Source organism: Microcoleus sp. PH2017_34_RAT_O_A (genome assembly GCF_020737885.1).
In the GTDB taxonomy this organism is placed as follows: domain Bacteria; phylum Cyanobacteriota; class Cyanobacteriia; order Cyanobacteriales; family Microcoleaceae; genus Microcoleus.
This window is the reverse complement of the sequence record NZ_JAEQDD010000003.1, coordinates 1-13,367: the sequence shown is the minus strand read 5'-3', so window position 1 is coordinate 13,367 and position 13,367 is coordinate 1. Positions and strand designations below refer to the sequence as shown.

Below are 13,367 nucleotides of genomic sequence, written 5' to 3'. Positions count from 1 at the left end.
ACCCGACTAACGGCGCAGTATCCGTTTTAACAGTGTCACTCCCTTCAATCCTATCTGCCGTCCGAGATTGCCGATCGGAATTGGAGTCACCACTCTTTCTCCTTCCGACGGAAACAGCTTTGCTTCTAGCAATTCCTTAAGTTTGCTGCTAGTCAAAGGTCGATTTAAAGTTCCCATCTGCGCCAGAGAAATCGAACCGGTTTCCTCCGACACCACGACGCACACGCAAGCTTGCACCCGTTCCGTAATCCCCATCGCCGCCCGGTGGCGGGTTCCCAACTGCCGCGAGGCGCTGCGATCGGACAAAGGCAAAATTACCCCAGCCGACACGATCCGCGAAGCCCGAATCAAAACAGCCCCATCATGCAGCAAAGTTTGCGGTTGAAAGATAGTCTGCAACAATTCCTTAGAGACTTCCGCATTTAGCTTCACTCCCGGAACTGAAAAATCCCGATCGTCGATCGGAGAATCTGTTTCTACAATTAATAAAGCGCCCGTGCGGTTTTGCGAAAGTTCTTTTACTGCGTCCACAATTTCATCTATTACGCTGTCGGGTTCGGGAGTTGGTCGGCGATCGCGTCCAAATAATTGTATAATTTCCCCCCGACCCAATTGTTCCAGAAATCGGCGAAACTCCGACTGTAATATTACCGCCATTGCCACAGCAGAACCCGTTACCAAGCTGTTGAGCGCCACGTGCAACAGCCTCAATCCAGCCCAGTTACTCACCGCCGCCGCCAGCATCAAAATAATAAATCCCCTTACCATCCAAAGCGTCCGGCGCTCCCCGACAATGACGAGCACCAAATACGCAAGGGCAAATACCAGTCCAATATCGATCGCCTGAATCAATAAGGACTGAATGAGGCCAAAGTCATAGCCAGATTGTTGATTGTTCATGGTTCATCGAACCTTACCGCCTGTGAACCGCGAACTATGATGCACTCGAACCCGTGAACCATGAACAGTTGTTATTCCAATCGCGTGACTGAACAAGCCAAAAGTAAAAAGTTTAAAAACAATCATCAAGAAATCCCAATGAATCATCTTACTTTTTACTTTTTATGTTTTACTTCTTACTTTTTAGTTCCGAGTCTTTCAGGAAGGCGATCGAACCTCAGCAAATCCTCGTCAGTTTCCCGCTCTACGATCGTGTCAACTTTCCCATCTTTCACCAAAACCGCCGCCGGTCTGGGGACTCGGTTGTAGTTAGAAGCCATGCTGTAATTGTATGCCCCTGTAGCCGTAACGACGAGAATATCTCCCGACTGACACTCTGGCAACTTAGCATCTTTAATCAGAATATCGCCTGATTCGCAGTGTTTGCCAGCAACTGTCACTGTTTCCGTTAACTCAGCAGACATTTTGTTGGCTGCGAGGACTCGATAAACTGATTGGTAGGTAATTGGACGGGGATTGTCCGACATACCGCCATCTACCGATAAATACGTCCGGATTCCTGGAATGACTTTTTTAGCGCCCACCGTATAAGCGGTGACGCAGGCTGAACCCACGAGCGATCGACCCGGTTCGCAAAGCAATTTCGGTAATGGCAACTTCTCATTATTGTTGCAAGCTGCTACCATTGCGTCGCAGACTGTCTTAGCCCAATCATCTATGCTTGGAGGATCGTCGGATTCAGTATAGCGAATACCCAACCCACCGCCAATATTAATTTCTGTCGGCTTCAACCCGTGCCCAATTGCTGCTTTGAAAGCCTTAACGATCACATCTGCTAAATCGTGGTGGGGTTTCACTTCAAAAATCTGAGAGCCAATGTGAGCGTGTAATCCGACGCAGGATAAAGACGGCTGCTTGCTGAGGTAAATGAAAACATCCTTGAGGGAGTTGGGATCGAATCCAAATTTACTGTCGATTTGACCAGTTTTAATGTAGTCGTGAGTGTGACACTCAATTCCAGGCGTAAACCTGACCATAACTCGTATCCGCTCACCGGCTTTGTGACTGACACCCAATTTTGCCAACTCTGCGAGATTGTCTAAATCCCACAAATTATCTGCAATGATTGTGCAGCCACTGGTGACAGCTAGTTCGATTTCCTCGCGGGATTTGTTATTCCCGTGAAAGTAAATTTTTTCTGGATTCACGCCAGCTTTTAGTGCTGTCTTAATTTCTCCGGCAGATACCACATCTATGCCTAAGCCCTCGGAAGCCGCGATCGCGCAAACAGCCAAACAACTCCAAGCCTTAGAAGCATAGATCACTTGAGATTCGCCCGGATAGTACCGCTTAAAAGCCTCTCGGTACTGGCGGCTGGTCGCCCGCAGCGTTTCTTCATCTAAGATGTACAGTGGCGAGCCAAATTTCTCTACCAAGTCTGTTACGTCGCAGCCTCCTATTTCCAAATGATTCTTACTGTTGACGCTGGCTGTCAGCGGTAAAAGCTCTTGATTGGGCGATCGACTTTCCCTGGGTTCTTGAGACTTAGACAGATACTGAAGTCCAGATTCCACTTTTTCGATAGATTGAGTTAATACCATCGCGCAATAACTATCCTTACTGTGTTCTCCAGTGTACAATTGACGGCAAGCAATTGGGTCATCAGCGCCCAGATTGATGCTTTTGAGTAATTATTAAATCTAAAATCCCCTGTGCCTTTTCTCGGAATCAAACATCTCGCCGCCGAACACCTCAACAGTGCAGTAGAGCTCGATCGCCTCTGTTTTGGCGGACTTTGGACGATCGAAGGCTACAGGCGCGAGTTAGACAGTCCTAATAGCGATTTACTGGGTTTGTGGACATGGGAAACTGAGGGTTCTGAATCAGCTCACAACCAGGCGGGTACGCACCATCCACCGCTCCTACAGATTCGGGCCCGCACGCACCATCCACCGCCCCTACAAGTTCCCCCAATGCTCATCGGTATCGGTTGTCTGTGGGTAATTTTAGAAGAAGCTCACATTACCATTTTGGCGATCGATCCGCGCTTTCAAGGTCAGGGTTTGGGACAAGCTCTGCTTTGGACTTTGCTAAAATCGGCACACCGCAGACAGTTAGAAAGGGCAACTTTAGAAGTGCGAGCCTCTAATTTAGTCGCACTGTCTCTGTACCACAAATTTGGCTTTAAGGAAGCAGGACGGCGAAAGCGATACTACGCAGACACAGGAGAAGATGCTGCTATCCTGTGGCGCAGCGACATTGAAAAACCCGAATTTCAGCAATATTTGGCGAATCAAAAAGTGAAAATTTGCGATCGGCTCCAGCAGAAAAACTGGCAGGGGTCGATCGATAGTTTTGAATTGTGAGCGAACATCTAGTGTATCTGATGAGCGCTCAATTCAAAATAAGTGATTGAACGCTCAAAAGATGATCTGTTGCTGTGATATAGCCTTTCTCACATTGATTCGCGGACGAATCTTGATCTGAAAAGGTTGGTGGTGTAAGGGTTGTAGCATAACTTAGCATACATCATCTTTCGCTTGAAAGGCTATAGTTTCAGTTCAATTGTCATCTTCATCTCCCAAAAGACAGCAAGCTAACAGCATTACTCTTGCATACCTGCATACAGTAGTCGTACAAATAAGCGGACACCATCATCATTCTTCAAAGTTGCATATGATGGAGCTTCGCTGTTACCGATCGCACGCAAATCTGACAGCAATTCTGGATGGAACTGGCAAGTAAAAGAACGTCGAATTTTTTTGGCTTCAAAGTCTTTGTAGTTAATGCACGTAGCCGAACATTCTGTAACTATTTCGCCATTAGCTGCTGTCGAACAAAGAATTTCCACAGAATCAGGCAGTTGTATCAGCCATGACAGAGGACTTCCAGCTATCAAATGCCGATAAGGAATAAGGGCGTCATGAATACTTCGGTAAGCCCAGTTAGGAATAGAAATTTGTGGGATGGGCGTCCCGCCCGTGCAGAAAGGACGGGCGGGACGCCCATCCCACAACAATCATCGAGCGTGTAAGTTATTAAATTTTCATTCCTTAGCAAACAGTACAGCTTCTTCGTTGACTTCATCTGAGTGAAACATCGAAATTGATACTTCATGCTCGTATTGAATCGTCGTGTCAATGACACCTTCATGTGCATCTGCTGTTACAGAGTGGGCATGGATGAGTTCCCAAGGAATATCTAAGGCATCGCCGTCTGGAGACTGATAGGGTAACAACACGCGATCGCCAACTTCCTTCGATTCATTGCGCGTCACCGCAAAATGCCGATCGTTCCAGCCCTGGGCAACAACCCGCCCATCACGTTTTTTAACTTGAAGAGTCTTACCTATTGCTTCGATGCGCCCTGCAACCTCTTGCAACGATCTCAGAGCAATACCTGAGCGATCGCCATTCAAAGATGTCATCCCCAGGACTTCTTTGACTGCACGACGAATCAGTCGTATGTTACCTTCAGCAGCCAGTTGGTGGCCTACACAGATGAATATTGCCGGGGCACTCGTGGGCGATCGCGAAATCAGCAATTTTTCCACTAATGCAAACATATCCTCTCGCGGACAGGCTGGACTTGTCCAAGTCGATTCATCGTATGTCGATGGATCGCCTCCTTCCACTACTACGGCATAACCGCAGGTAATTGCCGGAACAATTATTTCTGGATCGATGATTCCCGTTGACCAAACTGGCAATAATACTGAGTCGATATCGGCAACTTTTTGAGCAATGTAGGCAACGTTTTTGGAAGCCCGAACATCTTCTCCGAGAGTGTTAACGCCTACGTGTTCCCACGGTTCAATAATGGTTATACAGTTCCGCAACAAATTAGGATTTTTGAGCAGAAACTCCACATCTTCCCGTGAATTTATGACTTTTTCTAGAGGCTGGGCGTGTCCCCATTCAAAAATGCCATCTTCAGCAAATAATTCTTTTTCTCCCGGTGGATTTAGAGGATTTCTATCTGCCAAGAAATACCCTAACAAAATATGTGCTGATTCAAAATCTAACCTACCTTCATGCAAGTAACCAGGAGTTAATCGCCAGTCCGCTATGGTGGTTTTATTTTTGCTAATTTTGACAGATTCTATTATGTTGATTTACCTCTGGTATTTGTTCATTAAACTGAAAATACATCGTCCATAATACCAATTTTACATGAAGTTGCATAGAATGAAGATACAATATTAAAAGGCATCCGATCTGATGGCACGTCAACTAATTTTGGCGATCGCCAAAAATACAGGCTCTATATTTCGATGTTTCATAGATCGTCGGAGCGATTGATAGAATCAGATCTAGTTGCTTTTTAGCCCCTGCAACCCGCCGCCCAGTATACCCGATGCTCGCCCAACTGACAATATAACCGAAGCCCGAAATGGAACTATTTCAGGAGAGGGGCTTGTGACCTTAGAAATTAACGAATCTCCTCCTACTCCCGTACCGGAGAACTCCTCCCCCTTCGCCTCATTTTTGACCTTTTTGGGATTGGGAGCAGTCCACTTGTGGAGAAAGTCGAGAAAGGGAAACAAATAATAACCTTTACCAACCTAACTTTAAGCGGGGCGTAAATAGAATTACTTAGACTTTTAAAATATTGAGTTATTTGGGCAAATAAATCTAGTAAATTTACGGGTTTACAATACCGCGAGCAAGCTTTAATTTGTATCTCAAGATGTTGTTTTCGTTAATTGCTGCTACAAACGAAAAAAAACTCACTGTTGCGGGAGAAGCCTTTCAAATCAGGAATATCTTAATGAACATAAAATATGGACTGACCGCTATCCTGGAACATATTAGACCTGTTGAAAAAAAAATCACGGAGTTACAATTAAAGGCTTTGAGTTTTAGACCTGAGAGCTAACTCATAATTTTAAAGTGCCGATCTAACCTGCAATCTGCTCCACTTAAGCCAAACCCTTCATTATAGCATAAAATTATTTTGCAATCTTGTCTAATATTAAATAAAACTGCATGGCAGGTGTGACGGAGGAGTCTCCCACGCCTGCCATACTGTTTGTGACAAGTATAACCGACCGATGACCGATGGTTAAATTATGCTTGTTCTAGCCTATGTGTGCCAATGTGCGATCGGGTGGTTTTCTTTTAGGTCGATCGGGTGATGCGGTACTGGTACAATTGGTGGTAGCGCTTTAAGTAGCTATTATCTCTGTTAAATAAATTTTTAGTAGGCGATCGGGCTAATCAGCATAACACAATTCTCGCATCCGAGTTGCTGACAGCGGCAGTCCCAATTCTACCAGCGTTTGCAAATACTCGTCAGGCGTTTTTGGCGGATTTTTGAGCCTGATTCTTTGCTTTTCTGCCGCTTTGCATACTGTTTGCCAGTTGAGGTCAAGCAAGTGTAAAATAAAATCATCTGGATGCTGCGCTAAAATGTCGTAAGGCGCAAGAACTTCTTCGGGAAAATCTCGGAGATTGAAAGTAATAATAAACTTAGAACGAGAGTGAATTGCCGCAGCGAGGACATGGCGATCGCCCGGATCGGGAAGTTTTAATTCTTGTATAATTGCCTCATAGTCTTGTACCAAACAATTTTCAACATTTGCATTCATCAAGTTTTTGGTTCGGTAAACTTGTTCAAATTTTAGATCGGGACGGTTTATAAGTAAATTTCTCATCCACTCCTCGTGAATTTCTTCAGTCCAACGTGCCTCAATTATGTCGGTAGTTGCCAACTCTACAAACAAGTCACGAAGAGATGCCGAATACAAAACATTAGCATCGTAAATAACAGTTAAAGTTGCCATATTTTAATGGTACAAACCGAGTGCTTCTGATTCAGCTACAAGCATATCCATAATTTTACTGCTTTCTTTGTAACTTTGTTTTTTATAGTCCATTAAATCTTCGTAACGTATCCGGCGACTGTTCCTGACTGTCTTGTAAGGGATTTTTCCAGCATCCAGCAACTCCCGCATATATTTATCCGAAACTCCCAGAATGTCGGCTGCTTGATAAATATGAAGTTCTTTAGTAATTGGAGTTAGCTTGACAGTATTGCCGCTACTTGTTTGTTGCAAAATCGCTAACAGCAGTGGCAACGCGGCGGCAGGTATGTCAATTGTTTTGCCCTCTTTTTCATCTAATATCAATTTCAGGGATTCGCCAGACGGATGATTTTCTAAGTGCGATTCTAAGGCGCGGCTGCTGGTTTTGGCAACCGCTGCTTCTGCGGCTGTTGGCAAAACAGGTGCTGAATTTGGATCTCCGGTGAATGTCATGTTAATTTGGGGGTGAGGATAACAGGCAATCAACTATGATTGTAGCAATTTGAGAATGCGATCGCCAAAATCGAGCAATGAGGTCAACCTGTGGCATACAGCGATTTTACAACTTTAGCGAAAGTTAGAGAATCTTTTAATTTAACCGTAGAAGAACCTTTAGATTTGTTTGGCGATATCCCGGAGGTACAGCCAAGTTCCTATTTGCAAACTACTTTAACTGAAAACCTGTCCTTAGCTACGGCAATTAATACCGAAAAGGCTCGCGCTGAGTTAATTATTGCCCCAATATTATTGGAAGTCAGGCGGCAATTTGATTTTCAAGTTGGTTTTTTCTCGGGTTCAGAATTCAATGTAGATTTAGAAGCAGGTTTGAACGGCTATTGCGATTATATTCTCACTGCATCAAAGGATTCCTATGAAATTCGCGCCCCCGTCATTACTCTCACAGAGGCTAAGAATGAAAGTATTAAATCTGGTTTGGGTCAGTGTATTGCAGAAATGGTAGCCGCCCAATTATTTAATCAGCGCAGCGGAGAGCAAATTGCCAGTATTTATGGGGCTGTGACTACAGGTACTGATTGGAAGTTTCTTAAGTTGAATGGCAGTACAATTTATATTGACAAGCGAGACTTTTTTGTTAATGAAATTAGTCGGATATTGGGAATTTTAATGATGCCATTTCAAGGGTTTTATTCTATGAATCTCACTTGATGCAGCCAGCAAAATCACAGATACTGAGATTGGGACACAACATTGTTGCGTCCCTACTGCAAAATTAATTAATCACCTCACGCGATTAATTTCGGCAGCACATTAGACAACTTAGCGCCGAGATTCTCCACAGACTCCTGCTGTTTGGGATCTTTCATCGTACCATCAGCATTAAATGCTTGAAAAGCTTGGGGAATGGCTTTCTGATCCGGGAGTACGAACACGTTAATATTACCTAGGATCGATCGCAAATGCACCAATCCCCGCATACCGCCAAATCCGCCAGGGGAAGCGCTCATAATTACCGCTACTTTGTCAGTAAATGCCACCAATCCTGGTTCTCCCGGGGCTGGGCGCGATACCCAGTCGATCGCATTTTTCAACACAGCCGTAACCGAACTGTTATACTCCGGGGAAGCTATCAAAAACCCGTGATGTGCTACCATCAATTCCTTCAACTTCCGGGCATTTTCTGGTATTCCTTCTTTTGCTTCCAAATCTTCATCAAATAGTGGCATCGGCAAATCCCGCAAATCTACATAAGTAACTTCTGCGCCCGCCGCCCTAGCCCCAGCAGCCGCAACTTTTACCAGCAGTTTGTTGTAGGACGCTTCCCGGGTACTTCCGGCAAATGCAAGTATTTTTGGTGTGTTTGTCATTGACTGTTCCCGATTATTGCTTGCGAGTAAAATTGTACTATTCCAAGTGCTTCCAAACAAAGTCAGCCATGGGTTTGCTTGCAGACAAAGGAGTATCTGTAGCTGAACTGAATAAAACCGATCGCATTTTTACATTTCCGACTCCCAAGCGCCTCTCGACGCGGCTGGGAATTCCGTAACCGAACATAATATGCCCTTTCCCCGCCAACACCACAACTTGATAATCCGGGTTAGCTTTGACAAATTCAGCGATTTTTTCGGCCATAGTTTCATCCCACAAAACTTGAGCTTGCAAAAATCTTTCAAAGGCCGTACTATTTCCCTGTGCAGCCTTTTGGTGCTGTTGGAAAACTTCGAGCAGCATTTGCCTGTATTCGGCGTTGTCGGTGCGAATTTCGGAAATTGGCGGAATATATTTTTTGTCCTCTGCTGTGAGGCTTTCTAAGCCTTGAGAGGCAACTTTTCTCGTTACTTCCGATGGTGTATTTAAGGCTAGGACTGGTAGTTGTTTTTCTTTGGCAAACCGCAAAAATGGGGCGTAATATTCCCAGGGAAAACGCCATCTGCGATCGTACTCTGTTTGCTCGACTAATTGCTCTTCTGTCAGTTTACCAGCTAAGTAGTTGTCGATCGCACTTTGGAACGGACGCTGAAACATCTCCATCGCGATCGCAATTTTACGATTTTGCCGCTGCATTTCTCGAACAATCGCCCGTTGAGCTTGGTGGTCGGCAACGCTATCGTGGGTTTCTCCCAGATACACGACTTTCGCCTTCACCAACTGTTGCAGAATCTCTTGGTTAGTGTAAGTCTGCTGCGGTTGAGGCTTCGCAATCGGTTCCGCTGTCACGATACTGCTACACAGCAGGAAAATGCTCAGCGATAAGGCGCACAGTTTGATGAGTTTGGTTTTTTTCATACAAATATTATCTCTGTTTCTCGCAGTAGCAGCCACAGCCGAACTGTACTATTTTAGCCGCCCATTCAGAAAGCTCGATGCTTCATTTAACTTCATAATTCCTCCTCAATATCTCTACCCATAGAAGATTGTCTTCCGTCTTCCGTCTTCCGTCTTCCTTCTCCCCGACATCCGTTACATCCCGTACATTGCTCGTTGCCGAACTTCCGTCTTCCTTCATCTGTAAAGTTTAGTTGCAGGTGCTTGCACTTCTAGAAAAAGGTGGTAGATTAATAACATGAAGCAAACAAAAAGCTTTTCCGACAGATGCAACATCTAGATATCACAGCGAAGTTCAAAATAGAATCAAAGGAGTAAAACGCTGTTTAATCTCACATCTGTCTCATCAAAAATCAATAACAGCACCCACCAACAAAGCTGATACTTCCTCAACTAATTAGAGGGGAGCAATGCAAGTGAATCCTAGGATTTTTGCAACTCCGCATCGAAGTTGCAAAAAGAGGAAATCACTCGGTACATATGGCTGGGTGCTGTTATTGTTAAAGCTATTATTGTTAAAACAGATTTTTCGACACCTTACTGAAAAATTGTCTCGTCTTCCTTTCGCCACGCCGGATCGACGATACAAATAAATATTAGCGGTTCTGTGCCGCAATTGTAAATAAACTGTTTGGCGTTTGGCGGAATGTAAATCGCATCTCCGACTTCCACCAATTGAGTGTCATCGTCGATGTGCATCTCCCCAACGCCACTGATGATGTAGTAAACTTCAGAAGTGGTCAGGGAGTGCAGCGCGGAAGTTTCTCCCGGTGGCAAGGTGGCGTGGGCTAAACTGTAACGCAACTCGACAGCTTGTTTGTCTGGATGCAGCAATTCTCGCAGTTGAGTACCGTCACCCGCTATAAACTCGTCGCAACCGTTTAGCTTTTGAACTATCATTCTTTATACACTCCTGAAAATCTCTCGATCGCAACTTAAGTTTAATCGAAATAGCGAGAAATGTTAAGAAATATGTCAAGCGACGGCTGATTTTTTTAACCGTAAGTTCCCGAATGCGATCGATAATCACAACAGTCGATCGCATCTTCAGATAGAGCTATTGTAGGTTGAACGGGACACTTGAGGTGGTAGTCGCCAGTGAAAAACACGCAGTTAGCACAAGGAATTTGGTGCATCCGCTGAGCTCTGTGCATTGAGTCGCCGACAGCACGCCCGACACTCGAACACACCAAAAAAACTAAACCCCAGGCACAGACACAACACACGGGAACTAAAACAGGCTGTATTGTCTTCAGCAAAAAGTACAGCATAGCAACAAAATTTAGGGTAAAACTCTCATATATATTACAGTAATGGTATTGGTCGGCGATCGACCAAAAAGTTTAAAATCATTTACAGTGCGATCGAGAAACCGGGCACTTATGGGATGATAGAGAACCGTCGTTAAATAAAATTAGAGGAAACCAGTTATGTCACTGCGATTAGGCGATACAGTTCCCAACTTTACCCAAGCCTCGTCTGAAGGCGAAATCAATTTCTACGACTGGGCCGGCGATAGCTGGGTCGTGTTGTTTTCCCACCCGAAAGACTATACTCCAGTCTGTACCACCGAACTCGGCGCAGTCGCCCGTCTCAAATCTGAATTTGATAAGCGGGGCGTTAAAACCATCGCCCTGAGTGTGGATGATGTGGATTCTCACATGGGCTGGATTAAAGATATTGAGGAAACTCAAAAAGTTACTCTCAACTATCCAATTTTAGCAGATGGCGATCGTAAAGTCTCTGACATTTACGACATGATTCATCCTAACTCGCTGAACAACTTAACAATTCGCACAGTATTCGTGATTGACCCGGAGAAGAAATTGCGTTTGAGCATTACTTATCCAGCGAGCACTGGTCGGAATTTTGGCGAAATTTTGCGGGTAATTGATTCTCTGCAACTTACTGACAAATACAGCGTTGCGACTCCAGTTGACTGGAAAGACGGCGACGATTGCGTCATCGTACCTTCGATTACCGACCCGAAAGAGTTGGCAGAGAAATTTCCCAAAGGCTACACGCCAGTTAAGCCTTATTTGCGGATGACTCCTCAACCGAATAAATAAGTTAAATTTACCGACTGGTTCGTAGTGAGGACTAAAGTCCTCAATCCTCTTTTTTGAGGACTGAAGTCCTCACTACGAACCCAAAAATTATCCTATTGTCTGAACAATTGAAATTAGAGGAAATGCCAAATGCTGTCACCAACAATCGTGTTGCGAGTACCGCCAAAATTGCAAATGACAGAGGACGAGTTTTTCGAGTTCTGTCAAATCAATAGTGAATTACGGATTGAACGCAACAAATCGGGAGAACTGCTAATTATGCCGCCTACTGGTTCGGAGACGGGAAATCGAGAAGGCAATATATTTGGGCCGCTGTGGGTTTGGGCTGAACAAAATGGTACAGGCTTAGCATTTACTTCCAGTACAGGATTTACTTTGTCAACAGGTGCAGAAAAGTCGCCTGACGCTGCTTGGATTAAACTGGAAAGATGGAATGCTTTGTCACCCGAACAAAAGCAAAAATTTGCCCCGATTTGCCCAGATTTTGTAGTAGAACTCAGGTCTGCGTCTGACAATCTTAAGTCGCTACAAGAAAAGATGCAAGAATATATGAGGGAACCAGGAGTGCAGTTAGGCTGGCTGATTGACCGCAAAAATCGCAGAGTCTACATCTACCGTCCCGGTTTGCCAGAGGAATGCTTGGAGAATCCGGTGACAGTCAGTGGCGACCCAGTTTTGCCGGGATTTGTGCTAAATATGAGCAAAATTTGGTAAACTGCTAGCACGAAATATCAAAGTTATTGTCAGAATTATATAGTATAGAAACAATCAAAAAATATGGATATCAAAAACGGCTTTGTAGGCACAATCGGTAACACACCACTAATTCGATTAAACAGCTTCAGCGATGAAACCGGCTGCGAAATTCTCGGCAAAGCAGAGTTTCTCAATCCCGGCGGTTCCGTCAAAGACCGGGCTGCTTTGTACATCATCAAAGACGCTGAAGAAAAAGGCTTGCTGAAACCGGGGGGAACTGTTGTTGAAGGCACTGCCGGCAATACGGGCATCGGTTTAGCACACATTTGCAACGCTAAAGGTTACAAGTGTTTGATTGTGATTCCTGATACCCAATCACAAGAAAAAATCGATGCTTTGAAAACCTTGGGCGCCGAAGTTCGGACTGTTCCTGCTGTTCCTTACAAAGACCCGAATAATTATGTCAAACTGTCGGGAAGATTGGCTGCGGAAATGGAGAATGCCGTCTGGGCAAATCAGTTTGACAATTTAGCCAATCGCCAAGCTCATTTCGAGACAACCGGTCCGGAAATTTGGGAACAAACCGACGGAAAAATTGATGCTTGGGTAGCTGCGACGGGTACGGGCGGCACTTTTGCGGGTATATCAATGTTTTTGAAATTAAAAAATCCCGCGATAAAAGCTGTTTTGGCAGACCCGATGGGTAGCGGGCTTTACAGTTATTTCAAAACAGGAGAAATTAAGACTGAAGGTAGTTCGATTACTGAGGGAATTGGTACGAGTCGCGTTACTGGAAATATGGAGAATGTCTCCGTAGATGATGCTATCCAAATTGATGATGCTGAAGCTGTCCGCGTGGTTTACCAATTGCTGAGGAAAGAAGGCTTATTTATGGGCGGTTCTGTTGGGATTAATGTGGGGGCGGCTGTGGCTTTGGCTAAGCAAATGGGGCCTGGACATAGGATTGTGACGGTACTTTGCGACGGTGGAGCTCGGTATCAGTCGCGTTTGTTCGATCGCCAATGGTTGGCATCAAAAGGTTTATCATCAGATTAGTAGGCACGTTGCACACGTGTATCGAGATGGTCTGGAGTAGTGCAATAATCCCGAAA

Annotated in this window: 15 protein-coding genes; 5 read left to right on the top strand and 10 right to left on the bottom strand. The window is 44.8% G+C overall.

Features of this window, described 5'->3' with window-relative positions; genetic code table 11:
• Positions 1 to 6: 6 nt before the first annotated feature.
• Positions 7 to 900, bottom strand: coding sequence for a diadenylate cyclase CdaA (cdaA, locus tag JGK11_RS02265; RefSeq protein WP_293176062.1), 894 nt, complete (start codon positions 898 to 900; stop codon positions 7 to 9).
• A 176-nt stretch (positions 901 to 1,076) separates the two neighbouring features.
• The gene (gene lysA / locus JGK11_RS02260) at positions 1,077 to 2,501 is read right to left on the bottom strand and encodes a diaminopimelate decarboxylase (RefSeq protein ID WP_293192422.1); all 1,425 of its coding nucleotides are present in this window, start codon (positions 2,499 to 2,501) and stop codon (positions 1,077 to 1,079) included.
• A gap of 111 nt (positions 2,502 to 2,612) precedes the next feature.
• On the opposite strand from lysA, the gene rimI reads away from it, so the two are divergent.
• Positions 2,613 to 3,266 carry a ribosomal protein S18-alanine N-acetyltransferase gene (gene rimI, locus JGK11_RS02255; protein ID WP_293176058.1) on the top strand — a complete coding sequence of 218 codons (654 nt, stop codon included), beginning with the start codon at positions 2,613 to 2,615 and terminating at the stop codon, positions 3,264 to 3,266.
• A gap of 239 nt (positions 3,267 to 3,505) precedes the next feature.
• On the opposite strand, the gene JGK11_RS02250 is transcribed toward rimI, so the two are convergent.
• The 4 genes from JGK11_RS02250 to JGK11_RS02235 form a co-directional block, all read right to left on the bottom strand.
• Positions 3,506 to 3,916, bottom strand: a complete 411-nt coding sequence (locus tag JGK11_RS02250; protein WP_293192420.1) for a hypothetical protein — start codon at positions 3,914 to 3,916, stop codon at positions 3,506 to 3,508.
• 30 nt (positions 3,917 to 3,946) lie between these two features.
• A complete protein-coding gene (locus JGK11_RS02245; RefSeq protein ID WP_293176054.1) occupies positions 3,947 to 4,885 on the bottom strand; it encodes a hypothetical protein in 939 nt (312 codons plus the stop codon).
• Between the two features lie 1,230 nt (positions 4,886 to 6,115).
• Positions 6,116 to 6,685 carry a PIN domain-containing protein gene (locus JGK11_RS02240; protein ID WP_293192416.1) on the bottom strand — a complete coding sequence of 190 codons (570 nt, stop codon included), beginning with the start codon at positions 6,683 to 6,685 and terminating at the stop codon, positions 6,116 to 6,118.
• Between the two features lie 3 nt (positions 6,686 to 6,688).
• Positions 6,689 to 7,159 (bottom strand): helix-turn-helix domain-containing protein, encoded by a 471-nt coding sequence (locus tag JGK11_RS02235; RefSeq protein ID WP_293192414.1) that lies wholly within the window; start codon positions 7,157 to 7,159, stop codon positions 6,689 to 6,691.
• A gap of 90 nt (positions 7,160 to 7,249) precedes the next feature.
• On the opposite strand from JGK11_RS02235, the gene JGK11_RS02230 reads away from it, so the two are divergent.
• Positions 7,250 to 7,873 carry a hypothetical protein gene (locus tag JGK11_RS02230; protein ID WP_293176048.1) on the top strand — a complete coding sequence of 208 codons (624 nt, stop codon included), beginning with the start codon at positions 7,250 to 7,252 and terminating at the stop codon, positions 7,871 to 7,873.
• A 77-nt stretch (positions 7,874 to 7,950) separates the two neighbouring features.
• Here the strand turns inward: JGK11_RS02230 and JGK11_RS02225 are convergent, their stop codons facing one another.
• The 4 genes from JGK11_RS02225 to JGK11_RS02210 all read right to left on the bottom strand — a co-directional run bounded on the left by JGK11_RS02225 (position 7,951) and on the right by JGK11_RS02210 (position 10,761).
• Positions 7,951 to 8,532 (bottom strand): NAD(P)H-dependent oxidoreductase, encoded by a 582-nt coding sequence (locus tag JGK11_RS02225; protein ID WP_293210415.1) that lies wholly within the window; start codon positions 8,530 to 8,532, stop codon positions 7,951 to 7,953.
• Positions 8,533 to 8,569: 37 nt separating this feature from the next.
• Positions 8,570 to 9,451: a ChaN family lipoprotein gene (locus tag JGK11_RS02220; RefSeq protein ID WP_293176044.1), complete on the bottom strand. Its 882-nt coding sequence runs from the start codon at positions 9,449 to 9,451 to the stop codon at positions 8,570 to 8,572.
• Between the two features lie 576 nt (positions 9,452 to 10,027).
• Entirely contained in the window at positions 10,028 to 10,390 is a 363-nt protein-coding gene (locus JGK11_RS02215) for a cupin domain-containing protein (protein WP_293176040.1), read from the bottom strand.
• A gap of 95 nt (positions 10,391 to 10,485) precedes the next feature.
• Positions 10,486 to 10,761 (bottom strand): hypothetical protein, encoded by a 276-nt coding sequence (locus JGK11_RS02210; RefSeq protein ID WP_293176038.1) that lies wholly within the window; start codon positions 10,759 to 10,761, stop codon positions 10,486 to 10,488.
• 159 nt (positions 10,762 to 10,920) lie between these two features.
• Between JGK11_RS02210 and JGK11_RS02205 the strand changes: the two genes are divergently transcribed.
• The 3 genes from JGK11_RS02205 (at position 10,921) to JGK11_RS02195 (ending at position 13,311) form a co-directional block, all read left to right on the top strand.
• Positions 10,921 to 11,559, top strand: a complete 639-nt coding sequence (locus JGK11_RS02205; RefSeq protein WP_293152832.1) for a peroxiredoxin — start codon at positions 10,921 to 10,923, stop codon at positions 11,557 to 11,559.
• A gap of 129 nt (positions 11,560 to 11,688) precedes the next feature.
• On the top strand, positions 11,689 to 12,273 hold the full coding sequence (locus JGK11_RS02200; protein WP_293198088.1) for a Uma2 family endonuclease: 585 nt from the start codon (positions 11,689 to 11,691) through the stop codon (positions 12,271 to 12,273).
• Between the two features lie 63 nt (positions 12,274 to 12,336).
• On the top strand, positions 12,337 to 13,311 hold the full coding sequence (locus JGK11_RS02195) for a cysteine synthase A (protein ID WP_293176034.1): 975 nt from the start codon (positions 12,337 to 12,339) through the stop codon (positions 13,309 to 13,311).
• The last annotated feature ends 56 nt before the right edge of the window (positions 13,312 to 13,367 follow it).

Excerpts from the sequence above, each read along its gene's own strand:
- cdaA (WP_293176062.1), bottom strand. The coding sequence starts at position 900 with ATGAACAATCAACAATCTGGCTATGACTTTGGCCTCATTCAGTCCTTA.
- lysA (WP_293192422.1), bottom strand. The coding sequence starts at position 2,501 with ATGGTATTAACTCAATCTATCGAAAAAGTGGAATCTGGACTTCAGTAT.
- JGK11_RS02240 (WP_293192416.1), bottom strand. The coding sequence starts at position 6,685 with ATGGCAACTTTAACTGTTATTTACGATGCTAATGTTTTGTATTCGGCA.
- JGK11_RS02235 (WP_293192414.1), bottom strand. The coding sequence starts at position 7,159 with ATGACATTCACCGGAGATCCAAATTCAGCACCTGTTTTGCCAACAGCC.
- JGK11_RS02225 (WP_293210415.1), bottom strand. The coding sequence starts at position 8,532 with ATGACAAACACACCAAAAATACTTGCATTTGCCGGAAGTACCCGGGAA.
- JGK11_RS02220 (WP_293176044.1), bottom strand. The coding sequence starts at position 9,451 with ATGAAAAAAACCAAACTCATCAAACTGTGCGCCTTATCGCTGAGCATT.
- JGK11_RS02215 (WP_293176040.1), bottom strand. The coding sequence starts at position 10,390 with ATGATAGTTCAAAAGCTAAACGGTTGCGACGAGTTTATAGCGGGTGAC.
- JGK11_RS02210 (WP_293176038.1), bottom strand. The coding sequence starts at position 10,761 with ATGCTGTACTTTTTGCTGAAGACAATACAGCCTGTTTTAGTTCCCGTG.
- JGK11_RS02205 (WP_293152832.1), top strand. The coding sequence starts at position 10,921 with ATGTCACTGCGATTAGGCGATACAGTTCCCAACTTTACCCAAGCCTCG.
- JGK11_RS02200 (WP_293198088.1), top strand. The coding sequence starts at position 11,689 with ATGCTGTCACCAACAATCGTGTTGCGAGTACCGCCAAAATTGCAAATG.
- JGK11_RS02195 (WP_293176034.1), top strand. The coding sequence starts at position 12,337 with ATGGATATCAAAAACGGCTTTGTAGGCACAATCGGTAACACACCACTA.